Raw genomic sequence first — 26,399 nt, forward strand, 5'->3', positions numbered from 1 at the left:
CCGACGATGCTCACCTACGACCCCGACGACACGCTCGCACACCGGCTCGATCCCCGCTCGAAGCTGGCGGTCCAGATCGGGTTCGCCGCGACCGCACTGGCTCACACCGGCTCGCGCGCCCTGCTGATCCTCTCCGTCGTTGCCGCGCTGATTCTGCTCGCCGCTCGCGTCTCGGTGCTCGGGACGCTCTACGCCTACCGGTTCGCGCTGGTCTTTCTCGGGCTCGCGCCGCTGCTCGCGGGGCTCACCCTCGGCTCGCCGTGGTTCGCTCTCGAGGACGCCGAAACTTCCGCCCGCGCGAGTTACCGAGTCCTACTCGTCCTGCTCGTCAGTGCGGCCTACATCCGCTCGACGCCGATTCGCGCGTCTCGAGCCGCGATCCAGCGGACGATCCCCGGCAAACCCGGCCAGCTACTCGGCGTCGGCGTCTCGCTCGTCTTCCGGTTTCTCCCCGTGCTTCAGGCCGATCTCCGGACGATCCGCGACGCGATGGCCGCCCGACTCGGTGACGAACGCGGCGTCGTCGAGCGCGCGAGCACGATCGGCTTGCTCGGGCTCACGCGGGCCTTCGATCGGGCCGATCGACTCGCGCTCGCCATGCAGGCGCGCTGTTTCGCCTGGAATCCGACCCTTCCCGCGCTCTCGTTTTCGCGGGTCGACTACCCGGCACTCGGGCTGGCTGCCGTCCTCGCGCTCTTGGCGCTGCTCTAACCCGCGTGTCTCTCACGGGGGACGCCCGCGGTCCGAAGGAGAGCGATCGACGAGCGGCGTCCGGTCGCTATCGGTTCGGAGGGACGATATCGTTCGGCCGGCCGACGACGCCGTAGGCTTCGATCGGCGGGTGCTCGTGCACGGGCGATCGTTCGAGGACCAGAACAAAAAAAGCCGGACCACAGACCGGAGGCGATCAGCCGCGACTGACGGCGAATCGAACTCCTGAGCTACTGCTGACGCGGTCGTGTGCGGTCACACTTCCGCTGAGCGCTGTCCGCGCCTCGAGCACGCAGTCGCCGCGCCAACCCCTTTCGGGCCGGATACTGCGACTAGCGATATGGACTACGAGACCTGGTCCGACCGACAGGGATCGACGACGGTTACGGTCGACGAACACGACCTCGAGGTCGCCTACGACGACGAGGGAGATGGAGAACCGGTGGTGTTCTGTCACGGCATTCCGACCTCCTCGTACCTCTGGCACCGCATCGCGCCCGAACTGACCGACGAGTATCGCGTTATCGTCCCGGACATGGTCGGCTACGGACGGTCGGCCATGCACGACGGCTTCGACCGCTCGATCAGGGCTCAGGAGGAGATGATCGACGGACTCCTCGAGGAACTGGACCTCGAGTCCGTCTCGTTCGTCGGCCACGACCTCGGCGGCGGCGTGGGCCTTCGGTACGCGGCGCATCAGCCCGATTCGGTCTCGAAACTGGTCCTCTCGAACGCCGTCTGCTACGATTCGTGGCCCGTCGAAACGATCCTCGATCTCGGACTGCCGGACACCGTCGAAGACACGGGCGTCGACGGACTCCGAGAGATGCTCCGCAAGATGTACCGAAACACACTCTACGGCGACGATCCGAGCGACGAGTTCGTCGACGGCATGGTCGCCCAGTGGGATTCGGAGGAGGCGATGATCTCGCTCTCCCGCAACGCCATCGGGACGAACACGAGCCACACCACCGAGATCGATCCGAGCGAGATCACGGCCGAGACGCTCATGCTCTGGGGTGCCGAGGACGAGTTCCAGCCCCTCGAGTACGCCGAGCAACTCGAAGACGATATCTCGAACGCCGACGTCGTCGGACTCAAGGAAGCCTCCCACTGGGTGCCGGAGGACCGTCCCGAGGCGTACCTCGAGCACCTCGAGGAGTTCCTGGCGCAGTGAGACGAGGACGGGAGCGCCGCCGTCTCAGTCGCGCACCTCCGGCGTCACTCACTCGCCGACGTTGATTGCTCGTCCGACGATGGCGATTCGCTCACCCGAACGAACGCGCGTTCGAGCAGGTCGCGGACGATGAACTCCTCGTAGTGTTGGGTCTCGCAGTACTCGCAAGGTTTCAATTCCCGGGCGACCGCCTCGATCTCGTCACCGTGCTCCGCCGAGAGGGTTTCGACGAGATCCGCCACCGCGTCCGTCGCCGTCTCTCGAGCCTCGGCGAGCGTCTCCTCGCCGTCGTCGGGAAGGTCGTAGGAGTAGAGCCGCGTGTTCGATCGGTAGTACTTTCGCGTCCCGCCGCCGGCCTCCTCGAGCCGCGAAATTTCGACCAGTTCGGCCTCCTTCAGGACGTTGACGTGGTGACGAACCGTCGTTTCGGCCTTCGTCTCGCCCCGTCGCTCGAGTTCGTCGTGGATCTCCTCGATCGTCAGCTCCTCGTCCGCGAGGCTATCCACGATCTTCGCTCGGACGTCGTTGTCCAGTGCTTTGGCCGTCCCCGGATCGGTCGTCACGACCTCCCGGATCGGGACGTCGGATTCGAGCAGCGTCATCGTATTCGTGAGAATTAGGAGAACGACGACGGTAAGAGTGTCGGAACGATAGTCAATTCGGCCGCACTAGTATTGAACCGCTATAATATTCGTCATAACGATTTTCCACGCGGAGCGAGTAGGCGACGATACGATGGGAGAGACGCGAGCGCAGTTCGACGTCGGCGGGATGAGTTGCTCGTTCTGCGCCGAGAGCATCCGAAAGGCGTACGATCGAACCGACGGCGTCGACGACGTCGACGTGAGCCTCGCTCACGAGGAGGTGCTCGTTCGCTACGACGACGACCGGGTAGACGAGGTCGCACTGACGGACACGCTTCGAGACCTCGGCTACACCGTCCGCGATCCGGATAAGCAACGGCGGTTCGACGAACAGCGGGCCGAACTCGAGGACGCCCGTCGAAAACTCCTCTTGGTCGGCGGCGCCTCGATCCTCACGGCGGTGCTGATGGGCTGGATGCTCGTCGGCACGGGACGGTTCCACTCGCAGTCGCTCGCGATGGATCTGACGACGCTCGGCCTCGCGCTCGCGACGATGTTCGGTCCCGGCCGGTACATCGCGACGAAAGCTTACCAGAGCCTCCGACGCGGCATCTTCAACCAGCACGTCCTGCTCGAGGCGGGCGCGTTCGCCGGCCTGCTCGGCGGGCTGCTGGGACTGACGGTGTTCCCCGGGTTCCCAACCGTCCACTTCTTCGCCGTGTCCGTCTTCATCACCGCGTATCACGTCCTCTCGGAGTACACCAGCCTCGTCGTCCGCACGCGCGCCTCGCAAGCGGTTCACGACCTGCTCGACCTGCAGCCCGATACCGCACGCCGCGTCACTGACGACGGTCCGGAGGAAGTTCCCGTCGACCGACTCGAGGTCGGCGATCGCGTTCGCATCAAGCCCGGCGAGACCGTCCCGGTCGACGGCACCGTCGTCGACGGAACGTCCGCCGTCGACGAGTCCGTCGCGACCGGCGAGTCGATCCCCGAGGAGAAGACGCCCGGCGACGAGGTGGTTGGCGGGAGCGTCAACCGAACCGGCACGCTTCTCGTCCGCGTCACCGCGACCGGCGACGACGCCTTCCTGAATCGGGTTGCTCGCGAGATCGAGGAGGCCCGAGCGACGAAACCCGGAATCGTTCAGCTCGCCGACCGCGTTCTCAAGTACTTCGTTCCCGGCGTGTTGACCGTCGCGGCACTGTCGTTCCTGTTCTGGCTCGTCGCCCCGGCCGTCTGGCCCGGCGGCCCGTTCGGGACGGGACCGAACGTCCAACGCGGCGCGTTCGCGGCGCTGGCCGTCCTCGTCCTCGGCTACCCGTGTGCGCTCGGGATGGCGACGCCGCTCGCGCTCATCCGCGGCGGCGGAACGGCGGCGCGTCAGGGCATCCTGATGCGTTCGGGCGACGCCTTCCAGATCTTCCCGGACGTCGATCACGTGGTCCTCGACAAGACCGGGACCATCACCGTCGGCGAACCCGCCGTCATCGAGATCGTCGCGCTTGAAGCGACTCGCACGGACGTGCTGACCGCGGCGGCGAGCGCGGAAGCGTTCAGCGAGCACCCGCTGGCCGACGCGATCCTCGACGACGCCGGCGAGCGAGATATCGCGTACGGCGACCCCGAGAGCTTCGACGCGGTGACCGGGAAAGGCGTGCGGGCGACGGTCGACGGCGACGACGTGCTGGTCGGCAAACCGGGCTGGCTCGCGACCGAGTCGGCCGACATCGACGCCACATCGGACGAGATCGACCGCCTTCGAGACCGCGGGCTCACCGTCGTCGGCGTCGTCCGCGACGGCCAGTTCCTCGGACTCGTCGGTATCGGCGACGAGATCAAGGACGACGCGACCGAGACCGTTCGCCGGATGGAGCGCGCCGCTATCACCCCCGTAATGCTCACCGGCGATAACGAACGGACGGCCGCGGCGGTCGCCGACGAGGTCGGCATCGATCGGGTGATGGCCGACGTCCTTCCCGAGGAGAAACGCGACGAGATCGGACGACTCCAGACCGGCGAACACTCTGCGGACGGGTCACGATCCGCCGCGGACCGACAGTCCAACGGCGGCCACCGCGTGGCGATGGTCGGCGACGGCATCAACGACGCGCCGGCGCTCACGCAGGCCGATATCGGTATCGCCATCGGCGCGGGGACGGACATCGCGATCGAATCGGCCGACGTCGTCCTGATGGGCGAGCGCCTCGGCGGCGTGATGGACGCCTACGAGATCGGCCGCGAGAGTTACCGGAAGACCCGCCAGAACCTCGTCGCAGCCTTTTCGTTCAACGGAATCGGCGTCGCCGCGGCGACGACCGGACTCGTCCATCCGATTTTCGCGATGATCGCGATGGTGCTCTCGGTCTCCGTCGTCCTCGCAAACAGCTTCGCGGGCCAACTGCTCTCTGGCGAGGGCGTTACCACCGACTTCTCGGTTCCCGAAGAGGGACCGACCGCGGATGACAGCTAAGTAGATCGCGCCTCTACGCCACGACTTCGTAGCCGGCGTTTCGAATCTTGTCACCGAGTCGGTCCTCGGAGACGTCGTCGTCGGCGACGATCTCGACCGTACCGTCCTCGTGATCAGCGTCGATCCGCTGCACCCCCTCGAGGGTCCGGAGCGCGTTCTCGACGGCCCGTTCGCAGCCGGTACACGACATCCCCGTGACGGCGATCGTTTTCCGTTTCATACCGGAGAGTTGCGCTCACGGTTAGAAACCACTTTTGCCGGCGACTGGTGCCCACTTGAGACGACGTTACCGGACGGTTATCCACTAACTAGTCACTCAGCGCACACTTACACCTTACCAGTCCATAGTTGGTTACAGAAGGTAATCACGCAATGGTGACTGAAACGCAAACGACGACGGCGACGACGATCGGTAACGCAACGTTCGGTGAGTGGACGGCGGGCGCAGTCGGCGGGTTCCTCGGAAGCATCTTCTTCGGTCTGCTCATGCGGTACGTGATTCCGGCCCCGATGCTCGAGATGGCGATTCCCGCGATGTACGGCATCGAGGGACCGGCGCTGGCGGCCGGGTGGGCGATCCACCAGTTCCACGGCGTCGCCCTCGGACTGGCGTACGTGGCGCTCGTCCAGTGGGAACCGCTCCGTGACCCGGCGAGCCGTCTCGGTCCGGCGATCGGACTCGGAATCGGCTACGGCGCACTGACGACGCTGCTGCTCGCCGTCCTAGTGATGCCGATCTGGCTCGCGACGCTCGGGTTCCCCGGCGCGCCGCCGTTCCCGAACCTCGCGATTCCCGGCACCATCGTGAGCCTACTCGGCCACGTCGCGTTCGCCGTTCCGGTGGCGATCGCGTACGCGCTGGTCGCCCGAAACTGAACGGCGCGAACCGGCCTGTAGTCCCGTATTTTACCGAGTAAGAACGAGCCTCGATCAGCAGCAGAGCCGGTTACCGCAGTTTACCCGCGAGCACCTTCGCCGCGACGAGCACCGGATCCCACGTCGTGTTGAACGGCGGGGCGTATGCGAGATCGTAGTTTTCCAGTTCGAAGACGGTCGCCCGCGCCTCGAGCGCCCCGACGATCGCGTGACTCCGGTGGACGGCACCCTCGCCGTACTCGCTGACGAGGCTCGCGCCGAGTACGCGCCCCGTGTCGCGGTCCGCAGTGAGCGTGACGGTCACCGTTCCGCCCTCGGGATAGTAACCCGCACGCGATTTCGCGTCGATCGTCTCGGTGATCGGATCGAACCCGGCCTCGAGTGCGTCGTCGCGGTTCAGGATGCCGGTTCGCGCCGCCTCGACGTCGAACGCCTTGACGGCCGCCGTCCCGGCGACGGCACCGCCTTCGGCCGGCCGTCCCGCGACGGTTTCGCCGACCGCGCGGCCGTGACGATTCGCGGTCAACGCCAGCGGAACGTAGACCGACTCACCAGTAACGGTGTGGGTCGCCTCGGCGCAGTCCCCCGCCGCGTAGACGTCGGGGACGTTGGTTTCGCGGTATGCGTCCGTCGCGACCGCTCCCGTCGGACCGAGTTCGATCCCGGCCGCTTCGGCGAGGTCGGTCCGCGGTCGAACGCCGGTTCCGACCAATACCATCTCGACGTCCACCCGTTCGTCGGCGGTGACGACGGTCTCGACGGCTCCGTCTCCGCCTCCACCGGTCTCCCCGCCCTCGAGCGCCAGCACCTCGCTCTCGAGGGACAGCACGACGTCCTGTTCCCGAAGGTGGTCGGCGACCGCCTCGCTGGTCGCCTCGCTGAAGCCCGTCAACACGCGGTCGCCGCGCTGGAACAGGTTGACCTCGAAGCCGTTCGCGGCCAGCGCTTCGGCCATCTCGAGGCCGATGTACCCGCCGCCGACGACGCCGACGGGGCCGGTACAGTCCTCGAGATACCGACAGGCCGGGCCGCGGTCCGGCTGCTGGAGCGACTCCCCGTCGCGCGCTCGAGCGACGTACTCGCGTAGTTCCTTCCCGTCGCTCATCGATCCGAGCGTGTAGACGCCCTCGCGATCGATCCCCTCGATCGGTGGCACGACCGCCTCGGCACCGGTCGCGAGCAGCAGGTGATCGTACGACTGGACGACCGTCCCGGCCGTTCCGTCGGCCGTGACCGTCCGGTCGTCCGGATCGATCGCGACGACCTCGTGGCCCGTTCGCAGGTCGATGTCCCGTTCCTCCCGGAACTCCTCGGGCGTGATCGAGACGAGCGCCTCGAGCGATTGGATCTCACCTTTGACGTAGTATGGGAGGCCACAGGCGCCGTAGGAGACCCACTCTCCCTTTTCGAAGACGACGACCTCGAGGTCGGGATTCTCTCGCTTCGCTTTGCTCGCGGCGGACATTCCCGCCGCGTCGCCGCCGACGACGACGAAGGTCTCCGTCATCGATCGATAGCGTCACCCATTAGCGGGACGGGGCTCGTACTTGCTCGCCGGTTTCCGTCAGCGAGTACACGGATTGGCGCGCGTCCCTGAACGACACCTGATCTTCGACTAACCCACCCTCCTTCAACCGAGAGAGGCCGAATCGAGCGGTCCGTCGCGGCAACATCGTCTCGTCGGCGATCTCTCCTTGCGTCAGCGAGCCGTTGTACTCGAGCACTTTGAACACCAGTTTCGCGCTCGGGGGCAGGTCGGACAGCGTCTCTGAGGGAGGTTCCATCGACGTGTGCTTCGACTCGACTACGTGTAAACCATTGCCTGCTCGTGCACCCCTCGCACACAACCGAACGTGTCACCGCGACGTTCGCGTTGAACACGCAAGCACCTCGGATTTATCTTCTAACGCCGCACGACGGGAGAAACGACCACCGAACGGGATCTCTCTGCCCGTCGCCCGCCTGGGGACGACATCGACTTCGCGCTCCGGCAGCGGATCGTCGAACGGCACGGCGGCAGCATCCGGGTCGATCCCGAGGAAGCAGATGGGGCGACCGTCTCGGCTACACTTCCGCCAGCGTCCGACGTGGCGAACCGGCTCCCCGAAGACGGCACATCGATTCGGCTTATTCGGACGCGGGAAGCGGGACGTCGACGGCCGTAATCGGGTGGTCGCGTGACCGGATCTCGACGGTCATCGTCTCGTAATCGACGGGGATCCAACTCCACTCAACGTCGATCGTCGCCGTCCCGCCCGGCTCGACGACGGTCTCGTTTTTCGGCGTCATCTTCTCGTCCCCATCGTCGAACGAGAGGAGGATCTGCGTCACGGGTAGCTGCGTCGTGGTTCGGTTTTCGACCGTCACGGCGAACGCCTCGACGGCGCGTTGGGTCCCTTCAGTTTCGAGCTCGAGGTGAACGTCGGTGATTTCGGCTCTCGGATCCTTCGATTCCGCACGTCGGTCGAATCCGGTCCCCCGTTCGGCGGACTGCGCGTCCTCCTCGTCGGCCGGCGTGAACTTGTGAAAACACCGCCAGCACCGGTAGTACTTGTTCTCCGGCGGAAAGAGCGCCCCACCCGTCCGAATCCTCGACACGAAGAGCCGTCTCTCGCAGCTAGGACAGGGCGGACTGATCAACACACCTCATTAAACGTGTAACTCGTATGAGCTTTGTGGAAGGGGTAGGTTGTAACCCACAGTCGCAGCGAAGTTGATCCCTGCTGTAGCGTTCCGTTCGTAACGCGGGAAGCGCCGGCGAGTACCTACTCGTACGGGCAACTGAAACGGCGACTACTGCTAGTCGCCGATCGCGACGCTGTCTGCGGTCTCGAGGCCGAAATCGGCGTCATCGATGCACACGAGTGTATCACAGAACGGGCCGAACCCGTCGGTTGCGGCGTTCGTACCGAGCACCCCGGGCAGTGCCGCTGGAAGAACGGCGTCGAATCTCGTATTCGGACCGCAGAAACACAGAATTCCGGGAGTTCCGAGGGCCGCAGGTAGACGCTTTGAGACTGATGAATGATGCCGGTGGAGGGGATTGTGAACCACGGCGAGACCGCTCGCTTCGCTGCGCGTCTCGTCTGGTTCAAATCCCTCCAGAATATCCTTCCGGCTCACGGATTTGTTCGCCGGAAGAAAGCCGGTGGAGGGATTTGAACCCTCGACCTAATCCTTACGAAGGATTCGCTCTGCCAGTCTGAGCTACACCGGCACACTCGTTCTACTCGTGTCCCGTGCTTCGACGACGGACGTCGTCTCAACACCGGCGCGAGTGTCTACTTCATTCGTAGGGTCGATACCAGCCATAAGGATTGCGAATCGATACGGACGTGCGACGAACTCGCGTGCCTTCGATTACCGCACGGGTCGCAGTCCGGACACACGTTCCACTCGTGTAGCCCGGAGACCGACCCGTCCTAGCCAGTTCCACGGATGGCGAGGATTCCCTCGTCGGTAATCGCGTACACCGCTCCGTAGGCGACCCCCGGCATTCCCTGAAGTCGTCGGTCGAACTGATCGCGGAGCGAGCCGTCCTCGCGGTCGAAAATCGCGATTCCGCCGCGTCCGCTCAACACGACTGCGTCGTCGGTGACGATCGGTGGATACCACGCGTCCGGGTCGCCGGTGAGTGACTCGAGCAACTCCTCACTCGTACCGGTCCAGCGACGGCTGCCGTCGTCGCCCTCGAGTGCGATCAGCCCGGCTTCTTCGTGAGGCAGATAGACGGTTCCGTCTTCGTCGACGGCGGGACCGATCCGCGCATCAGGCGTCTCGGCGCGCCACAGTTCGGCCCCCTCCGTCGCATCGAACGCGATCGTCTCGCCGCCGACGCACCTGATGGACTCCCGACTCGAGTCGGTGAGTGCGACCGCCGTCCCGTCGTGGATCGTCGGCGCTTGCCAGATCGGATCGGCGACGTCGGTCTCCCACTCGAGCGACCAGTCGCTGGTGTCGTAGCCCGCGAGCTGACCGCTGTGGCCCTCGTTCGTTCGGACGACGACGACGGCGGCCGAATCGCCGACGGCGAGCCCTTCGAAGACGCCGTCCAATCGGAACCGATGGCTGTCGAGTTCCTCACCGTTCTCCGGATCGAGTCGGCCGACCGAATCCCCGTTGTACAGTTCGCTGTCGGTGCCGGTACGCGGCGATTCTCTCGGTACTCCCTGGCCGACGTCCCAGACGAGTTCGCCGCTCGGGCCGTCGATTCTGGCTAACCGCCCTGAGGTACTAACGAAAATGTCGTCACCGATCGCGATCGGGACCGGCGTTCGATAGAACTCGGCGTCGTGGACATCGTCGATCACGTCGTCGAACCGCCACAGCACGTCGCCGGTAGTCCGGTCGAGCGCGGACGGCGATGTGTGCATGTCGGCGGCGGTGGCGTACACCGCAGCCTCCGTGACGACGATGCCGGGTTCCGGATACGGCCTCGACGACGAGGGCATCGAAATCGATCCCGAAAACGACCACAGCGTCTCGAGTTCGTACGGCGACTCGAGCGTCGTATCGGCGGAGCCGGTCTGTGCGACGTCACCGCGGTATGTCGTCCACGCCGACGGGTCTGTCTCGCCGAGCGGGACAGCAGTCGATCCGTCGTCACGACCGAGGGCCGAGCAGCCGGTGAGCGGAACGGTTCCGCAGACGGCGAGCAGTCGTCGTCGCATTCGTTATTGCTTGTTAACTTGTTATGGCCGTATAAATGGGTTGGGAAGCCAATACGTGAACTCAATGCTGCGGATTCGAGTCGGCCCGCCGATTCACTGACTCGCTCCGCTAGTCGGTTCGTCTCAACCGCACGTCCAGACACACGTTCAGTTCGTGTGGCGCGTAGGACCGAACCGTTCGCCGCGTCTCGACGGAAACCTCGTACTCCGGTTCGGCCGCATCCCGAATAGCGCGCTCGCCCGGACCGAACGGGTCGTCCTCGTGCTGGATGTCGTAGTAGTGGATCACGCAGTCGTCGCCCGCGAGGGTAACGGCGCTCTCGAGGAACTCGTCGGCGCTGTGGGGAAGGTTCATCACGATCCGATCGGCCCAGTTTGCGTACTCGTCGGCCACCTCGCGCACGTCCCGACAGATCGCCGTCACGCGATCCTCGACGCCGTTCCGACGCGCGTTCTCGCGCAGGTACTCGATCGCGTCCGCGTTGACGTCGACGCCGACGCACTCCGCGCCGCGTTTCGCGAACGGGATCACGAACGGACCGACGCCGGCGAACATGTCGAACGCTCGCTCACTCGCCGAGACTTGCCCCGCGACCCGATGGCGTTCGGTCGCGAGCCGCGGCGAGAAGTAGACCTCCGCGAGGTCGAGCGCGAACTCGCAGCCGTACTCCCGGTGGACGACCTCGGTGTTCTCGCCCGCGAGAAGGTCCCAGTCGCGGATCCGCGTCTCGCCTTTGACCTTGGAGGCCTTGTTGAGGACCGTCTCGAGGGGGAGATCCGACTCGAGAACGGCGTCGGCAATTTTCCGTGCGCGCTGGTCGTCGTCCTCGTCGAGCAGAGCGGCTCTCCCCAGTCGCTCGTAGGACGGCTCGCACCCCAGCAGGTCGGCCGGCGTGGTCTGCGTCTCGCGCTCCTCGACGGGTCGGGAGACGACCTCGAGACCGTCGGGAACGGCCTCGGGATCGGTGATGGGAACGTAGAGACTGCCGTCCGCCACCGAAATCTCGTACTCGTCGTCGATCAGGTCCGCGTCCGCGAGTTCGCGGCGCGTGGCTTCGCCTTCCTCGCGCGGGACGCGGACGCACGGCACTTCCATACGCGAACGAAGCCGGGCCGCCGCCGTAACGGTGACGTTTTCCCGACCTCGGCCGTGAACAGTTTTCAGGCTTCGTGCCGATCCGTCCGTATGCACAAACTCACGACCGTGGAGACGGTCCACGAGGACGGCTCGTGGCTGTTCACGGTACGGGACCAGTACGGCGAGCGAGAGGAGGTGATCCTCGTCCCCTGTGACGACACTGTCGAGCACAGTTCGACAAGCAGTCAGAACGGGAACCGTTCTGACGACGGCGTGGAGGCGTGGATCAACCGCTGTACGCACGAGGCCCAGCGGTTCGATACGGGTCGGGGCGTCCCAATGCGCGACGGCCAGCTCATCTGTCCGCGTCACGGCTCGCTATTCGACTCCTGTTCGGGCTACTGCGACAACGGCGAGGCGTCCGAGACGACGCTCCCGTCGGTATCGATCACGGTTCACGGCGACGGGACCGTGTTTCTCACCGACGACGACGCGACGTTCGTCCACGAAGGCGGGATCGACGACGGCGGTCCCGACTCGACGTCGCACATCTCGCTCTGAGGGGAAAGTTCGACGGACGCTTTTCACGGTAGCCCGTCTGCTCACCGCATGGAACGGACACGCGTCTCCAGTGGCACCGAGTGGGAACCGAAAGTCGGCTACTCCCGGGCCGTTCGCGCCGGCGCACAGATCCACGTTTCGGGGACGACGGCGACTGACGGAGACGGAACCGTAGTCGCTCCCGGCGATCCGTACGAACAGACGAAACGCGCCCTCGAGATCGTCGCGGACGCGCTCGCGGAAGCCGGCGGATCGCTCGATGACGTCGTCCGGACCCGGCTCTACGTGACCGACATCGACGACTGGGAGGCGATCGGGCGGGCCCACGGCGAGGCCTTCGGCGATATTCGACCCGCGGCCAGTATGGTCGAAGTCCGGCGGTTGATCGACCCCGATCATCTCGTCGAGATCGAGGCGGTAGCAGTCGTGAGCGACGACGAGTAGTGCCCCGTTCCGACGGAGAGGAGACCCCACACAGCCCGTCTCGGCAGTACAAGGGACGAGTTTTATTGATTCGTTCGTGATAACCGACTGGTGGCCGGTAGCTCAGATCGGACAGAGCGTTCGGTCCCGTACCGAACGGTCGGGGGTTCGAATCCTCCTCGGCCAACTCTCCTCGCGGTCGCGACCCGCGGCGACCGTCTCGAAAACGTATTCCCACCGCTCCCACTACGGGCCCTCATGCTCACGTTCATCGGCCTCGGCCTCTACGACGAGCGATCGATCACCGTCGAGGGCCAGGCGGCGTTGCGGAACGCCGACCGCGCCTACGCCGAGTTCTACACCAGCAAACTGATCGGAACGTCCGTCGAGGACCTCGAGTCCCACCACGACGTCGAGATCGAGGTCCGAGACCGAGCGGGCGTCGAACAGCATCCCGAAGACGTCCTCGAGGCCGCCGAGAGCGAGGACGTCGCCTTCCTGACCGCGGGCGATACGATGATCTCGACGACGCACGTCGACCTCCGCCTGCGGGCCCACGACCGCGGCATCGAGACGCGGGTCGTTCACGGCGTCACGGCCCAGACGGCTACGAGCGCCCTCACCGGGTTACAGAACTACCGGTTCGGCAAGGCGACCACGCTCCCGTTTCCCTACGCTCACGGCGCCGAGGGACTCCCCGCCAGCGTCTCGAACACGATCGACGACAACCGGGCGGACGGCCTCCACACGGTCGTCTATCTGGATATCAAGGTCGACAACGAAGCAGCGGCCCGTCGAAAGGGTCGTGACGACGGCGACGAACTGTACATGACCGCCGACGTCGGTGCCGAACTCCTCGCCGAGGAGTACCCCGACCTCGTCGGCGTCGTCGTCGCCCGCGCGGGGAGTCCGGATCCCCTCGTCGAGGCCGGGACGATGACCGAACTCGCGGATCGGGAGTTCGGCGATCCCCTCCACCTGCTCGTGGTCCCCGGCGACTGTCACCTGCTCGAGGCCGACGCGCTGGTCGAACTCGCCGGCGCTGATCGGGACGCGCTCGACGTCGTCTGAGTGCCGACCGTACTCCCGTTTTCCTCGCTCACTCGAGCAAATCCTCGATCCACCTGTCTCACTCGAGCACGCCCTCGAGTTCGCCCAGAAAGTCCCCGGGCACTTCGAGGTGTGGCGCGTGTCCCGTATTGCCGAAGACGACCTCCTCGAACTCCCCGCCGGCGTCCGCGTACTCCTCGAGCACGGCGCGGGTCTGATCGACCATCGGCTGGGGCGGGAAGACGTCCTCGCCGGGCCAGCCGGGCACCTCGCCCATCTGACCGAGCGTGCCGACGTCGAAAAAGGACTCGTTGGAGACGATCTGATCCGAGTCGCCGCGAATCCAGAGCACGGGCGGTTTCGCGTCGGGGTCGACGTCGGTGATCGCCTCGAGCGAGCAGTACTTCGGCGAGATGGCGTTGTTCACGCCCTGCTCGCCCGGCGCGGCACCGGGCCAGTTCTCGCTCGGCGTCGCGTCGCCGGGATAGTTCTCGTCCCCCGTGGCGGTGTCGAGCATCCCCGTCAGATACGACTCCTCGCGTTCCGCGTCGAACTCGTGGGTCGGATCGACGTAGAACGTTCGCAGCACCTTCCGCGGCGAGGATTCGCCGTTCTCGCTGCGGTCGCGCTCGGCGAGGCCCGCGACGAACTCGTCGTTGCCGAGTCCGCCGCCGGAGCCGGCGTGGTCGTCGAAACACGGCGTTCCCGCCTCGTCTTTCGTCCCGCCGAAGCCGTACGGGGAGAGCGGGTTGATCAGCACGAGCGAGTCGACTGCGTCCGGGTTGTCGATCGTGTACCGCATCGCGACCCCGCCGCCGTTCGACCAGCCGACGAGCGTGATGGGGTCCTCGAGGTCGAGTTCGGCGATCAGCGCGCGGAGATCAGCCTCGAAGTCCCCGAGTCCGTTCGTCGCATCGACCGGCTTCGTCTCCGAGTCACCGTAGCCGCGCAGGTCGGGAGCGATCGCGTGATATCGAGTCGGCAGTTCGGTCATCGCGTCCTCGAAAAACCGGGAGGAAGAGACGTTTCCGTGGACGAAAACGACGGTCCCGTCGACCCCGTCGGAGCCGGATTCGCCACCCGACTCGAGATAGTGCGTCTCGAGTCGATCGGTCTCGACGGTTTGCGACTGGATGCCAGCGAGCGTATCGTCTCGAGTCATCGGATCCGGCTACCACGTCCGTCGCCATAATTGTCCGTCCGGCACAGACGGTCGGTCGGCTCCCCTGTGCGGTTCCCGCGTCGACACCACGGGCTGGCTCAGACGCGCTCGAGCAACTCGTACAATTCGCTCTCGGTCGCGTTCCCGTCCCGGATCGCCTCCCGCGGCGCTCGCGGCCAGGGCCGCGTTTCGACGGCCTCGGCCGCCGACTCCGGCGTGCATCCTCGCTCGCGGACCAGCCACCCCGCGGCGACGACGCCCGTCCGCCCCAGTCCGGCGTTGCAGTGGATCGCGACGCGGCCGCCGTCGGCCGTCGTTTCCTCGAGGAAGTCCACACCGTTCCTGAGGCGGTCGACGTCGGGAAGGTGGCGGTCTCGAATCGGAACGTGAGCGGTGTCGAACGTCTCGTCGTACTCCCCGGGGAGTCCCCAGCAAGACGCTTCGCGCTCCGAGAGGAGACAGACGACCGCTGAGACGTCGTGATCGGTGAGGATCTCGGTCCACTCCGCGAGACTCCCGCCGAGGTGGCCGGGACGGCAGGCACCGAAGAGCGGGCCGTCCGCGACGATCCGGCCGAAGTTCGCGGTCGTCATCGTCTCACCCCCGTGCATCGCTGCTCGAGCGGACTCGAGCGCACTCGGACGGATCGAACGGCAATCGGCATCACGGCGAAGATACGCGGACAGAGGCGGTGATCCCACTTGAATCTGTATCCCAGCGACGCTCTCGCTGGGAACCGTACTCGAGCGTACTCGAACGGAACGGCGCGAGGCGAGCGTTACAGCCGATCGATGATCGCGTTCGTCACGTCCTCGGTCGAGGCGTCGCCGCCCAGATCCGCCGTCCGCGGTCCCTCCTCGAGCGTCGCTTCGACGGCCTCGCGGACCGCCTGGCTCTCCTCGTCGTAGCCGAGGTACTCGAGCAACATCGCGGCGGAGATGATCGTCGCGGCCGGGTTCGCGACGCCCTCGCCGGCGATATCGGGTGCGGTGCCGTGGACGGGTTCGAACAGCGCGCGGTCGGGGCCGACGTTGGCCGAGGGGAGCAGGCCGAGGCCGCCGACGAGGCCGGCGGCGAGGTCCGAGAGCACGTCGCCCGCGAGGTTCGGACAGACGATCACGTCGAACTGCTCGGGGTCGAGACAGACCCGCGTCGCGAAGGCGTCCATCAGCACCTCGTCCGTCTCGACGCCTTCCTCGTCGGCGACCGACTTGACGGTGTCGCGGAAGAGCCCGTCCGTCTCGCGCATGACGTTCGCCTTGTGGACGATGGAGAACCCGTCGTGCTCGTCGGCCTCCGACACGTAGTCGCAGGCGAACTCCGCGAGGTCTCTCGAGGCGGTCTCCGTGACGACGCGGGTGAGCGTCGAGACGTCCTGCGTGAGTCGGTCCTCGAGCCCCGAGTAGACGCCCTCCGTGTTCTCGCGGAGGAAGACGAGGTCCGTCTCGGGGCGGACGGCGTCGATCCCCGGATACGCCTTCGCGGGCCGGATGTTGACGAAGGAGTCGACCGCGTCCCGAAGCGGGAGGATGACGTCCGCGGCGGTCTCGCCGGCCGCGCCGAACAGGGTCGCGTCGGCCGACGCCGCGAGGTCGTAGGTCTCCTGCGGGAGCGCCTCGCCGGTTTCTTCCAGCACGGCGTCGCCCGCGTCCGCTTCGACGAACGCGAAGTCGATCTCGAGGGCCTCGAGGACGTCGACCGCGGCGGGGGTGACTTCCTGTCCGATTCCGTCGCCCGGGATGACGGCGATTTCGTGAGTCATGCTCGACCATCTCGTGGCGGCCGAAAAGAGGGTATCGATACGGCGACTCACCGGGTCGTCTCAGGGCGATCCGACGCCCGCGGAAATCCCCACCGCATCGACGATGGCGCGTCGCTTGAGCAGGGCGAATCCGACGGCGACCAGTCCGAACCCGACCACGGTCAGCGCGCCGATCGACTCGTCGAGCAGGAAGACCCCGGCGACCGTCGCGACGATCGGGACCAGATAGCCGATGAGCGCCGCCTCGAACGCCCCGTGCTCCTCGAGGATCGTGAAGTAGATCATGAAGGCGATGGCGGTCGCGAAGACGCCGAGGTAGAGCAGAGCACCCAGCGACACGGGGACGATCACGTCGGCGCTCGGAAACTCGCCGGCGCCCAAACTGACGAGGTGCAAGACGAGCGCGCCGACGAACATCGACCAGCCGACCAGCGGGAGCTGCTCGAGGGACGGGCCGGCCCGCTGAATCAGGACGCCGCCGAGCGCGACGCTACAGACCTGACCGACGATCAGCAGCCTCGAGGCGGTATCGCCCGCCAGCAGGTTTCCCGGATCGGGCTGGACGATCAAGCCGACGCCGAGAAAGCCGATCGCCGCGCCGACGGCTCCGAGCGGCGAGAGCCGTTCGCCCAGCAACGGGATCGCCCAGAGCGCGGTGATGATTGGGACCAGCCCCTGCAGGATCGCAGCGACGCCGCTCGGAACGACCTGCTGGCCGAGAAAGAGGAGCCCGTTGCCCGCGATGAGGAACACGCCGCCGCCGGCGACGGCCAGCAGGTCGTTCCGGGCGGTCGGCCGCCACTCCTCGACCCGGACGACGGCGGCGACCAGCAGCAGAACCGCCGCGATGTCGTAGCGAACGGCCGCGAACAACAGCGGCGGGAGATACTCGAGACCGACCGAAATCGCCGGAAAGGACAGCCCCCACAGCACGGCGAGCACCAGGAAAAGCGATGCGTCGAGAGACCGAGACATACACGCAGTTTCGGACAGCCGCCGAAATCACTGACGGTGGCCGGACGGTCCTGCCGCTATCCGTGCGAAGTGATATCGTACGAATGCGGTGATCGGCGGTCTCGCTCGAGCGAAGGAACACCGTGAACAGCGAAAAGCGTGAGTCGGGTTACTCGGATTCGGGAATCGCGTCGTCGGTGACGTACGGCAGTTCCTCGGCCGTCTTCCGCACTTCACCGGCGTTGGACTTCATCAGCGCCGTCGTGTCCCAGACGCCCTCGACGAGCGCCTTGCGCTGGGCGTCGTCGACGGTGACGTCGATCGTCTCGTCGCCGTACGTAACCTGTTCGGCTTCGACGTCGATGTCGATCTCGCCGTCGGGATTCGCGTCGACCCAGTCCTGCAGGGCCTGGATCGTCTCGCTGTCCGCCGTCACGGTCGGAATACCGAGCGCCAGACAGTTGCCCGCGAAGATCTCCGCGAAGCTCTCGCCGATGATCGCGTCGATGCCCCAGCGCATCAACGCCTGCGGGGCGTGCTCGCGCGAGGAGCCACAGCCGAAGTTGCTGTTGACGACCATCACCGAAGAGTCCTGGAAGCGGTCCTCGTTGAACGGGTGCTCCTTCTGGTTGTCGTCGTCGTCGAACCGCAGATCGAAGAACGCGAACTCGCCCAGTCCGTCGAAGGTGACGACCTTCATGAACCGCGCGGGGATGATCTGGTCGGTGTCGATGTCGTTGCCCCGAATCGGGACGGCCGAGCCGGAGACGTAGTTGACTTCCGGAATTTCGACTTCGTCGCTCATACCGTACGCACCTCCTTCAGATCGCGCACGTCAGAGACCTCGCCGTTGATCGCCGCCGCGGCGACCATCCGCGGGCTCATCAGAACGGTCCGTCCGTCCTTGCTGCCCTGACGGCCGACGAAGTTTCGGTTCGAGGAGGAGGCACAGGCCTCGTCGCCCTCGAGTTGGTCCTCGTTCATGCCCAGACACATCGAACAGCCGGCGTTGCGCCACTCGAAGCCGGCCTCCTCGAAGATGTCCTTGAGTCCTTCCTTCTCGGCGGTCTCCTGGACGCGCTGGCTCCCGGGAACGACGAGCGCGCGGACGTCGTCGTGGACCTGCTGGCCCTCGACGAGTTCCGCCGCACGACGCAGGTCGGGCAGTCGGGCGTTCGTACAGGAGCCGAGGAAGGCGACGTCGATGTCGTACCCTTCCATCGTCTCGCCGGGTTTGACGCGCATGTGCTCCTGGGCGCGTCGCGCGGTGTCCTGCTTGTCAGCGGGCAGCGATTCGGGTTCCGGAATCGGATCCGTGATGCCGATACCCTGGCCGGGCGTGGTGCCCCAGGTGACGACCGGCTCGAGTTCGTTCGCGTCGATCGTGACGACGTCGTCGTACTCTGCCGTCTCGTCGCTGCGGATCGACTCCCAGTACGGTTTCAGTTCGTCGAACTTCTCGGGGTTCTCCTGGAAGTAGTCGGTCTCTTTCATCCACTCGTAGGTGATCTCGTCGGGGTTAACGTAGCCCGCGCGAGCGCCGCCCTCGATGGACATGTTACAGATCGACATCCGACCCTCCATCCCGAGGTTCTCGATGGCCTCGCCGGCGTACTCGTAGACGTAGCCGACGCCGCCTTCCGTACCGAGTCGGCGGATGATCTCGAGGATGATGTCCTTCGCTTCGACTCCCTCGCCGAGCTCGCCGTCGACCTGGATCTTGCGAACCTTCTGCTTCTCCATCGCGACGGTGCCCGTCGCGAGCACGTCCCGGATCTGGGAGGTCCCGATCCCGAACGCGAGCGCGCCGAACGCGCCGTGGGTCGAGGTGTGGCTGTCGCCACAGACGATCGTTTTACCGGGCTGGGTGAGCCCCTGCTCCGGACCGATGACGTGGACGATCCCCTGATCGCCGGTCGTCGGGTCCGAGAAGTCGATGCCCGCGTCGCGGACGTTCTGCTCGAGTTCGGACATCATCTCCTCGGCCGCGTCCTCCTCGTACGGACGGGACTGGTCGGCCGTCGGCACGATGTGATCGACCGTCGCGTGGGTCAGTTCCGGGAAGGCGACCTCGAGGCCGCGCTCGCGGAGCATCCCGAACGCCTGCGGACTCGTGACCTCGTGGATGAGGTGGAGACCGATGAACAGCTGATCCTGTCCGGTCGGCAGGCGGGTTACTTTGTGTCGATCCCAGACCTTGTCGTACAGTGTGCCCTCGCTCATTCCTCTTCCTCTACGGTGGGTTTACGGCCGCGTTCGAAGACGCGGTTCGCGTCGTCGGCGTCCTGTGGCGGGGTGTGTTCGACGTCCGCCATCGTCTGTGATTCCTCGTCTGTGCGTCCGTTCGAATCGGTCGCCGTCGGCTCCTCACCGTCGGTTCGTTCTCCGCCGTCAGTGACGACCGTCGGGCCGCGGCTGAACAGCTGACCAGCCGTCTCCCCGGTGAGGGGATTCTTGTGGCTGACGTCGGCCATCGTGTCTGTGTTCTCGTTCTGGCTCATTGGTTCCTAATCGTGTGCTGATCTCAGTCGTCCGCCTGCACGCGGACGGAGTCGTCTTCTTCTTCCGTGTCGTCCTCCTCTGCCCACGCGAACAGGTCGCGCAGTCGGGCGCCGACCTCCTCGATCTCGTGGTTCTTCTCGGCCTGTCGGAGCTGGGTGTAGCTCGGTCGGCCGGCCTGGTTCTCGAGGATCCATTCGCGCGTGAACTCGCCGTTCTGGATCTCCTCGAGGGTCTCTTCCATGTTCTCGCGAACGTGCTCGTCGACGATGCGGTCGCCGCGGGAGAGGCCGCCGTACTCCGCCGTGTCGCTCACGGAGTCCCACATCTCGGCGTGGCCGCCCTCGTACATCAGGTCGACGATCAGTTTGAGCTCGTTCAGGCACTCGAAGTAGGCGATCTCGGGCGAGTAGCCCGCGTCGACGAGCGTCTCGTAGCCGTGTTTGACCAGCGAGGTGACGCCGCCACAGAGGACGGCCTGCTCGCCGAAGAGGTCGGACTCGACCTCCTCCTGGAACGTCGTCTCGATGACGCCCGCGCGGGTACAGCCGATCGCCTTCGCGTACGCGAGGGCGCGCTCTTCTGCATCGCCCGTCGTGTCCTGATAGATCGCCAGCAGGCCGGGCGTCCCCTCGTCGTTCTCGTAGTTCCGGCGGACGAGGTGGCCCGGACTCTTCGGGGCGACCATCGAGACGTCGACGCCCTCCGGGGGCTCGATCTGGCCGTAGTGGATGTTCAGGCCGTGGGCGAACTGCAGCGTGTCACCCGCTTCGAGGTTCGGCTCGATGTCGTTCTCGTAGACCGACGCCTGGACGGTGTCGGGGACGAGCACGGAGACGTAGCCCGCCCGTTTGACCGCCTCGTCGGGCGTCGCGACCGTGAGGCCGTCCGCTTCGGCGGCGTCGCGCGAGGCCGACCCCTCGCGGAGGCCGACGATCACGTCGACTCCACTCTCGTGGAGGTTCAGCGCGTGAGCGTGGCCCTGGCTCCCGTAGCCAAGCACGGCCACGGTCTCGTCGTCGAGCGTCGATACGTCTGCGTCGTCGTCGTAGTAAATCTCGGTGGTGAATTCGTCAGTCATCGTCAGCTGTCTGTGTGTAAGTTCCGTCTTGGTTCGCCCCGTCGGCGGCCGATTCGGTCGCGCTCACCGGCGCGGCGGTCTCTTCGGTGCCGCGGGCGAGCGCCGTCGTGCCGGTTCGGGATATCTCTCGAACGCCGAACTGGCCGAACGTCTCGATCGCGGCCTCGATCTTCTGGCGGGCCCCCGTGATCTCGAAGGTCGCCGTCTCGGGACTCGAGTCGACGGTCGTCGCGTCGTACATGTCCGCGACGGCGTTGACCTGTGCGGGCTCGTCGGCGGTGACTTTGACCAGCGCCAGCTCCCGCCGCATCGCGTCGGGCTCGAGCTCTCGCACCGAGATCACCGGCACGAGCTTCCGGAGCTGTTTCTTGATCTGGTCGATGCCGGGATCGGGCTCTTCGACGACGACCGTGATCCGCGCGCGCTCGTCGTCTTCCGTCGGTCCGACGGTCAGGCTCTCGATATTAAACTGCCGTCTCGAGAACAGTCCCGAGACGTCCGAGAGCACGCCGGGTTCGTGGGTGACCAGCGCCGAGATGACGGTTCGGCGCGGCTCGTGTTTCGCTTCGACCTCCGGGTCGATGCGAATACCCTGCTTGTTGCGCCGACCGTCGGGGGTCGGTCGCTCTTCCGGGGCGGGGCCGTCCAGCCCTCGTTTCATAGGTGATCATCCTCCAGCGCGAACTGGCCGTTGTCGCCGCCGCTCGGCACCATCGGGTAGACGTTCGCCTGCGGATCGATGTGGACGTCGATCACGGACGGGCCGTCGTAGGCGATTGCCTCCTCGATGGTGTCCGCGACGTCGTCGTACTCGTCGATGCGGAAGCCGGCGGCGCCGAACGCCTCGGCGAGCTTGTCGAACTCGGGCATCCAGTTGTAGTTCGACGCGGAGTGTCGGCCCTCGAAGAAGGCGTCCTGCCACTGTCGAACCATGCCGATGTACTCGTTGTTGAGCACGGCGACCGTGATGTCCAGGTCCTCGCGGACGGCCACGGAGAGTCCCTGCAGCGTCATCAGGAACGAGCCGTCGCCGTCGATACAGACGACGTCCTGCTCGTCGTCGGCGGCGAGTCGCGCGCCGATGGCGGCGGGCAGTCCGTAGCCCATCGTCCCGAGACCGTGACTCGAGACCCACGTGCGGGGCTCGGTGTAGGTCCAGTACTGGCAGGCCCACATCTGGTGTTGGCCGACGCCGGTGGTGACGATGGTGTCGTCGTCGGTGGCCTCGTCGAGCGCTTCGACGACGAACTCCGGCTGGACGGGTCTGTCCTCGGGCGCGTCGTAGGCCATCGAGTAGTCGGACTTCCACTGCTGGCACTGGACGCGCCACTTCTTGGCTGCCGGCGAGGCGTCGACGGCCTCACTGAGCTGCCCGACGACCGTCTCGGCGTCGCCGATCAGCGGATAGTCCGCGTGGATGTTCTTGCTGATCTCCGCGGGATCGATGTCGACGTGGATGAGCTCCGCGTCGGGGGCGAAGGTTTCGATGCCGCCGGTCAGGCGGTCGTCGAATCGGGTCCCGATCGCCAGCATGGTGTCACAGTGGGTGATCGCCATGTTGGCGTAGCCCGTGCCGTGCATGCCGGCCATCTCCATCGAGAGTTCGTGATCCTCGGGGAAGGCCCCGATGCCGGGCATCGTGGTGATGACCGGAATCTCGTGTTCCATGGCGAACTCGCGGCAGGCCTCGCTGGCCTCGCCCTTGATGACGCCGCCGCCGAGCAGCATGACGGGGCGGTCGGCGTTCTCGATCCGCTCGGCCGCGGCGTCGACGATCTCCGGATCGGCCCGCTCCTGAACCTGGTAGGTGTCGGGCGTCTTCGGCGCGTCGGGTTCGCGGTCCGTTTCGGCTTTCGTGATGTCTTTCGGCAGGTCGACCAGCGTCGGCCCGGGTCGTCCTTCGCGGGCGAGCGCGAACGCCTCGCTGACGTCGCTCCCGACGCGGTCCGGATCCGACGAGAAGGTGTTGTCCTTCGTGACCGGCGTCGTGACGCCGGTCGTATCGGTCTCCTGGAACGCGTCGTTGCCGACGAACTCCGTCGGCACCTGGCCCGTGAGTGCGACCAGCGGATCCGAGTCCATGTCGGCGTCCGCGATGCCGGTCACGAGGTTCGTCGCGCCCGGTCCGGACGTCGCCAGACAGACGCCCGGCTCGCCCGAGACGATGCCGTAGGCGTCCGCCGCGTGGGATGCGCCCTGTTCGTGGGCCATCGTCACGTGGTAGATGTCCGAATCGTACAGCGCGTCGTAGACGGGCATGATCGCCCCGCCCTGCACGCCGAAGGCGTACTCGACGCCCGCGTTCTCCAACGCGCGAACGACGGACTCGGCACCGGTCGTGACCGGTGCTGGCGTCGTCGCTTCGTCAGCGTCGTCGTCGACCTCGGTGGCCGCGTCCGGCGCTGCGCTGTCGGTGATCTGGTCGTCCGTCTCTTCCTCGGTTTCCGCTGGAGTAACCTTTGCTGCGCGTTCGCTCATCGATTGCCTCCCGCCGCTGTGCGGCGATCCGTTCTGCGTGCGCTGTGTGTGTGATATGCTGTCATCTGCTGGATTACGTGTCGCTCTGAAAACGATGCGACGAATTCCGGTCCGGAGCTACGAGGTACTAGAGATGGGGCGAGAGTGCCCCTACAATACGAATCGGAGCGAGCGCGCTGACGTCGACCGGCTGCGTACGAGCCGACAGTGAAGCGCGGACCGTCATTACTGATACCATAGGTTGCTCGAGGGTCATAATGGTTGCGAGTCCCACGGGTCTTGCAATTTTTGCGCGAGCCGTGAACCGCGGACGTTGGACCGCTCGAGCGCGACAGCAGAGGCTCGCGGCCGGTGGCAAACGAAACGGACATCCCTCAGACGCGCACCTCCTCTTCCTCCTGTTGCTGGCGTTCGACGCCAGCCTCTTCGGCGAAGCGCTCCAGATCGTCGACCGTGACGCGGCGCTTCTCGGCACCGTAGTCTTTGACGCGGCGGGTGACCGCTTTGACCTGCTCGTCGGTCGGATCGAAGCCGGACTCGACGAGGCGTTTGCGGACCGAGTGCGTCCCGGTGTGTTTCCCCATGACGAACTGGCGCTCGGCGCCGACCATCTCCGGGGTCATGACGCCGGGCTCGAAGGTGTCCGAGTTTTCGATGATGCCGGCGGCGTGGATACCGCTCTCGTGGGAGAAGGCGTTCGAGCCGACGACGGGCTTGTTGCCCGGCGTCCCCATACCGCTCTTTTCCTCGACGATCTCGGAGAGTTCGGTGATGCGGGTCGTGTCGATCCCCGTATCGGTCTGGTAGAGCGACTCGACGGCCATCACGTACTCCTCGTAGGCAGCGTTGCCGGCCCGCTCGCCGATGGAGTTGACCGAGACCTGCGCCTGGTCCGCTCCCGCTTCGATGCCGGCCAGCGCGTTCGCGGTGGCCAGCCCGAAGTCGTCGTGCGTGTGGACGTCGATCCGTGCGTCGGTGTGGTCGCGGATTTTCTCGACCAGCACCTTGAATCGCGTCGGCGTGGCGACGCCGCACGTATCCGGAACGTTGATCCAGTCGACGCCCGCCTCCGTGACCGCTTCGATCACGTCGATCAGGTACTGTTCGTCGGTTCGCGTCGCGTCCATCGGCGAGAACATGCAGGTCGTTCCCGATTCGACGACACGTTCGACCGAGTCGACTGCGCGCTGTACAACTTCGTCCCGCGTCGTATGCATCGAATCCTCGATCTGGACGTCGCTGGTGCTGACGAACAGGTGCACCATTTCGACACCGGAATCCAGTGCGGCTTCGATGTCACCATCGACGACGCGGGCTAACCCGCAGGTCGTCGTCTGGGTCGATGACGCGATATCACGAACGGCCTCGAACTCGGCGTCCGAGTTGACCGGGAACCCCGCCTCGATGACGTGGGTACCCATATCGTCCAAGATGGACGCGATCTGCCGTTTATCGTCGTAGGAGAACGAAGTCCCGGGCGACTGTTCGCCGTCCCGGAGGGTCGTATCGAAAACACGTGCTGACTCTATTTCGTCAGTGGAATCTAACGTGCCCTGGAAGAACTCGACCCCCCTGACTGGTGTCAGAGGACGGGTTGTCTTGTGAAGACATTGTATCTGAACCCGAGGTGCGACGTCCTATATAAACTTGACGCTGCGAGAGCCGATCACTGCACTGTTACTGACACGCACGCTTCCCTCAAAGACGGAAAACCGCACGACACCAACGGCCTAATACACAGCCCACATCCTATTATCATACAGTTGCCCGTTCGGAAGTCGGCCCGTTATTGGCTCGAGTCGACCCGAATGACCGCGCCCCGACCGACGCGAACGCTCGCGCGCACCACAGTGGACATCCGGACAGAACGAGACGCCAACTGCGGCGGTGAGATTGGGTTTTCACGAAGTTACAGGGTTTTTCGTCCGTTCGTCCACCACCGCTGCCGCCCTCGCGTCTCGTTCTCGGTTCCAGCAGGCGGTCCGCCGTCTGCCGCTCGACGCCCGCACTGTCACGATTCCCTCTCTGGCACGCGACGTCCCGTTCTGGTACTACTCGAGGGCCTCCTGGTGCGACTCGTACTCCTCGACGTACCGGGCCTCACACGAGGGACAGCAGAACGTCTTCACTTCGCCGCCGACGGTCCGCGTGACGCCGTCGTCGGTGATCCGCTTGCCACAGACGACACACTCGAGGGAAAAGCCCGCCGCCGAGAGGCCGGCGACGCGATCCGACCGGGCGAGCAGCGTGACGTCGTACCCCGAGAGCCACGCGAGGTCGAGTTCGGACTCGAGCCACGAGCGCGCGGTCGCGTCGGGTACGGTCGCGTCGGGTACGGTCGCGTGGACGATCACGCGCCCGTCCATCGCCTCCGAAACGCTGTCGACGCCCGGCAACTCGGCTGCGGCCGCGTAGACGTCGTCGACGGCGTCGGGTTTCGCTTCGAGTTCGACCAGCACGGGCACCTCGTCTCGGAGCTTCTCACGATCGACGTCGATCGTAAAGCCCTGGACGATTCCCTGCTCCTCGAGTCTCGAGATGCGATCCGAGACCGCCGGCGGGGTGAGATCGACCCGGTCGGCGATCTCCTTGTACGGTCGACGGGCGTTCTCGAGGAGGAGTTCGAGGATCTCGAGGTCCGTGTCGTCGAGTTCGCGCATGATCCGCTATTGGAGCGGCGCGGACAAGAGTGTACGGAGCCGCGATCCCTTTCGAGAGCGATGGATCGCTATCGGAGACCGACTCAGCAACTCGGGAGTGGCGTGCTACTTGTCGATTCGATCGCCGTAATCGGGGGAGAGCCATCCTGCACACGCCGGCTACGGTGATGGGCCACGTCCTCCAACTGATTTCTCCTCAC

General features: G+C 65.7%; 26 protein-coding genes and 2 tRNA genes. 8 read left to right on the forward strand and 20 right to left on the reverse strand.

Going from position 1 to position 26,399, the window contains the following annotated elements; translation table 11 throughout:
* The first annotated feature begins 6 nt into the window (after nt 1–6).
* Together ACSFC7_RS21530 and ACSFC7_RS21535 are read left to right on the forward strand one after the other, a co-directional pair.
* Complete coding sequence (locus ACSFC7_RS21530) at nt 7–711, forward strand: energy-coupling factor transporter transmembrane component T family protein (RefSeq protein WP_436344854.1); 705 nt, start codon at nt 7–9, stop codon at nt 709–711.
* Nucleotides 712–1,051: 340 nt separating this feature from the next.
* The gene (locus ACSFC7_RS21535; RefSeq protein WP_436344855.1) at nt 1,052–1,888 is read left to right on the forward strand and encodes an alpha/beta fold hydrolase; all 837 of its coding nucleotides are present in this window, start codon (nt 1,052–1,054) and stop codon (nt 1,886–1,888) included.
* Between the two features lie 44 nt (nt 1,889–1,932).
* On the opposite strand, the gene ACSFC7_RS21540 is transcribed toward ACSFC7_RS21535, so the two are convergent.
* Entirely contained in the window at nt 1,933–2,490 is a 558-nt protein-coding gene (locus ACSFC7_RS21540; RefSeq protein ID WP_436344856.1) for an ArsR/SmtB family transcription factor, read from the reverse strand.
* A gap of 133 nt (nt 2,491–2,623) precedes the next feature.
* On the opposite strand from ACSFC7_RS21540, the gene ACSFC7_RS21545 reads away from it, so the two are divergent.
* The gene (locus ACSFC7_RS21545; RefSeq protein ID WP_436344857.1) at nt 2,624–4,945 is read left to right on the forward strand and encodes a heavy metal translocating P-type ATPase; all 2,322 of its coding nucleotides are present in this window, start codon (nt 2,624–2,626) and stop codon (nt 4,943–4,945) included.
* A 13-nt stretch (nt 4,946–4,958) separates the two neighbouring features.
* On the opposite strand, the gene ACSFC7_RS21550 is transcribed toward ACSFC7_RS21545, so the two are convergent.
* Nucleotides 4,959–5,165 (reverse strand): heavy-metal-associated domain-containing protein, encoded by a 207-nt coding sequence (locus tag ACSFC7_RS21550; protein ID WP_436344858.1) that lies wholly within the window; start codon nt 5,163–5,165, stop codon nt 4,959–4,961.
* Between the two features lie 152 nt (nt 5,166–5,317).
* Between ACSFC7_RS21550 and ACSFC7_RS21555 the strand changes: the two genes are divergently transcribed.
* A complete protein-coding gene (locus ACSFC7_RS21555; RefSeq protein ID WP_436344859.1) occupies nt 5,318–5,821 on the forward strand; it encodes a hypothetical protein in 504 nt (167 codons plus the stop codon).
* A gap of 70 nt (nt 5,822–5,891) precedes the next feature.
* On the opposite strand, the gene ACSFC7_RS21560 is transcribed toward ACSFC7_RS21555, so the two are convergent.
* From ACSFC7_RS21560 to ACSFC7_RS21585, 6 genes are all read right to left on the reverse strand, one after another.
* On the reverse strand, nt 5,892–7,328 hold the full coding sequence (locus ACSFC7_RS21560) for an FAD-dependent oxidoreductase (protein WP_436344860.1): 1,437 nt from the start codon (nt 7,326–7,328) through the stop codon (nt 5,892–5,894).
* Nucleotides 7,329–7,347: 19 nt separating this feature from the next.
* Nucleotides 7,348–7,605, reverse strand: a complete 258-nt coding sequence (locus tag ACSFC7_RS21565) for a transcriptional regulator (protein WP_436344861.1) — start codon at nt 7,603–7,605, stop codon at nt 7,348–7,350.
* Nucleotides 7,606–7,948: 343 nt separating this feature from the next.
* The gene (locus tag ACSFC7_RS21570; RefSeq protein ID WP_436344862.1) at nt 7,949–8,419 is read right to left on the reverse strand and encodes a hypothetical protein; all 471 of its coding nucleotides are present in this window, start codon (nt 8,417–8,419) and stop codon (nt 7,949–7,951) included.
* Between the two features lie 545 nt (nt 8,420–8,964).
* Nucleotides 8,965–9,038: transfer RNA gene (locus tag ACSFC7_RS21575), tRNA-Thr, on the reverse strand.
* A 205-nt stretch (nt 9,039–9,243) separates the two neighbouring features.
* Nucleotides 9,244–10,491: an outer membrane protein assembly factor BamB family protein gene (locus ACSFC7_RS21580; RefSeq protein ID WP_436344863.1), complete on the reverse strand. Its 1,248-nt coding sequence runs from the start codon at nt 10,489–10,491 to the stop codon at nt 9,244–9,246.
* 109 nt (nt 10,492–10,600) lie between these two features.
* Nucleotides 10,601–11,587, reverse strand: a complete 987-nt coding sequence (locus ACSFC7_RS21585) for a class I SAM-dependent methyltransferase (protein WP_436344864.1) — start codon at nt 11,585–11,587, stop codon at nt 10,601–10,603.
* A 90-nt stretch (nt 11,588–11,677) separates the two neighbouring features.
* On the opposite strand from ACSFC7_RS21585, the gene ACSFC7_RS21590 reads away from it, so the two are divergent.
* The 4 genes from ACSFC7_RS21590 to dph5 all read left to right on the forward strand — a co-directional run bounded on the left by ACSFC7_RS21590 (nt 11,678) and on the right by dph5 (nt 13,624).
* Complete coding sequence (locus ACSFC7_RS21590) at nt 11,678–12,130, forward strand: Rieske (2Fe-2S) protein (protein WP_436344865.1); 453 nt, start codon at nt 11,678–11,680, stop codon at nt 12,128–12,130.
* Between the two features lie 48 nt (nt 12,131–12,178).
* Nucleotides 12,179–12,574: a RidA family protein gene (locus tag ACSFC7_RS21595; RefSeq protein ID WP_436344866.1), complete on the forward strand. Its 396-nt coding sequence runs from the start codon at nt 12,179–12,181 to the stop codon at nt 12,572–12,574.
* A gap of 91 nt (nt 12,575–12,665) precedes the next feature.
* Nucleotides 12,666–12,740, forward strand: a tRNA-Arg gene (locus tag ACSFC7_RS21600).
* A gap of 71 nt (nt 12,741–12,811) precedes the next feature.
* A complete protein-coding gene (gene dph5 / locus ACSFC7_RS21605) occupies nt 12,812–13,624 on the forward strand; it encodes a diphthine synthase (protein WP_436344867.1) in 813 nt (270 codons plus the stop codon).
* A 58-nt stretch (nt 13,625–13,682) separates the two neighbouring features.
* Here dph5 and ACSFC7_RS21610 read toward each other — a convergent pair whose 3' ends face one another.
* The 12 genes from ACSFC7_RS21610 to ACSFC7_RS21665 form a co-directional block, all read right to left on the reverse strand.
* A complete protein-coding gene (locus ACSFC7_RS21610; RefSeq protein WP_436344868.1) occupies nt 13,683–14,765 on the reverse strand; it encodes an alpha/beta fold hydrolase in 1,083 nt (360 codons plus the stop codon).
* Nucleotides 14,766–14,863: 98 nt separating this feature from the next.
* Complete coding sequence (locus tag ACSFC7_RS21615; protein ID WP_436344869.1) at nt 14,864–15,358, reverse strand: protein-tyrosine phosphatase family protein; 495 nt, start codon at nt 15,356–15,358, stop codon at nt 14,864–14,866.
* 185 nt (nt 15,359–15,543) lie between these two features.
* The gene (gene leuB / locus ACSFC7_RS21620) at nt 15,544–16,527 is read right to left on the reverse strand and encodes a 3-isopropylmalate dehydrogenase (RefSeq protein ID WP_436344870.1); all 984 of its coding nucleotides are present in this window, start codon (nt 16,525–16,527) and stop codon (nt 15,544–15,546) included.
* A 60-nt stretch (nt 16,528–16,587) separates the two neighbouring features.
* Nucleotides 16,588–17,502, reverse strand: coding sequence for a DMT family transporter (locus ACSFC7_RS21625; protein ID WP_436344871.1), 915 nt, complete (start codon nt 17,500–17,502; stop codon nt 16,588–16,590).
* 148 nt (nt 17,503–17,650) lie between these two features.
* On the reverse strand, nt 17,651–18,286 hold the full coding sequence (gene leuD / locus ACSFC7_RS21630; protein ID WP_436344872.1) for a 3-isopropylmalate dehydratase small subunit: 636 nt from the start codon (nt 18,284–18,286) through the stop codon (nt 17,651–17,653).
* The gene (leuC, locus tag ACSFC7_RS21635; protein ID WP_436344873.1) at nt 18,283–19,704 is read right to left on the reverse strand and encodes a 3-isopropylmalate dehydratase large subunit; all 1,422 of its coding nucleotides are present in this window, start codon (nt 19,702–19,704) and stop codon (nt 18,283–18,285) included. The genes leuD and leuC overlap by 4 nt, the downstream gene beginning before the upstream one ends.
* A complete protein-coding gene (locus tag ACSFC7_RS21640; RefSeq protein ID WP_436344874.1) occupies nt 19,701–19,982 on the reverse strand; it encodes a hypothetical protein in 282 nt (93 codons plus the stop codon). Before ACSFC7_RS21640 ends, leuC begins: the two co-directional genes overlap by 4 nt.
* Before the next feature lie 23 nt (nt 19,983–20,005).
* Nucleotides 20,006–21,061, reverse strand: a complete 1,056-nt coding sequence (gene ilvC, locus ACSFC7_RS21645; RefSeq protein WP_436344875.1) for a ketol-acid reductoisomerase — start codon at nt 21,059–21,061, stop codon at nt 20,006–20,008.
* On the reverse strand, nt 21,054–21,722 hold the full coding sequence (gene ilvN / locus ACSFC7_RS21650) for an acetolactate synthase small subunit (RefSeq protein ID WP_436344876.1): 669 nt from the start codon (nt 21,720–21,722) through the stop codon (nt 21,054–21,056). The genes ilvC and ilvN overlap by 8 nt, the downstream gene beginning before the upstream one ends.
* Nucleotides 21,719–23,539 (reverse strand): biosynthetic-type acetolactate synthase large subunit, encoded by a 1,821-nt coding sequence (gene ilvB, locus ACSFC7_RS21655; protein ID WP_436344877.1) that lies wholly within the window; start codon nt 23,537–23,539, stop codon nt 21,719–21,721. The genes ilvN and ilvB overlap by 4 nt, the downstream gene beginning before the upstream one ends.
* Nucleotides 23,540–23,913: 374 nt before the next feature.
* On the reverse strand, nt 23,914–25,125 hold the full coding sequence (locus ACSFC7_RS21660) for a LeuA family protein (protein ID WP_436348009.1): 1,212 nt from the start codon (nt 25,123–25,125) through the stop codon (nt 23,914–23,916).
* A 465-nt stretch (nt 25,126–25,590) separates the two neighbouring features.
* Nucleotides 25,591–26,199, reverse strand: a complete 609-nt coding sequence (locus ACSFC7_RS21665; protein ID WP_436344878.1) for a winged helix-turn-helix transcriptional regulator — start codon at nt 26,197–26,199, stop codon at nt 25,591–25,593.
* Between the last annotated feature and the right edge of the window lie 200 nt (nt 26,200–26,399).

It is taken from the genome of Natronorubrum halobium, from assembly GCF_051351675.1.
Classification (GTDB): domain Archaea; phylum Halobacteriota; class Halobacteria; order Halobacteriales; family Natrialbaceae; genus Natronorubrum.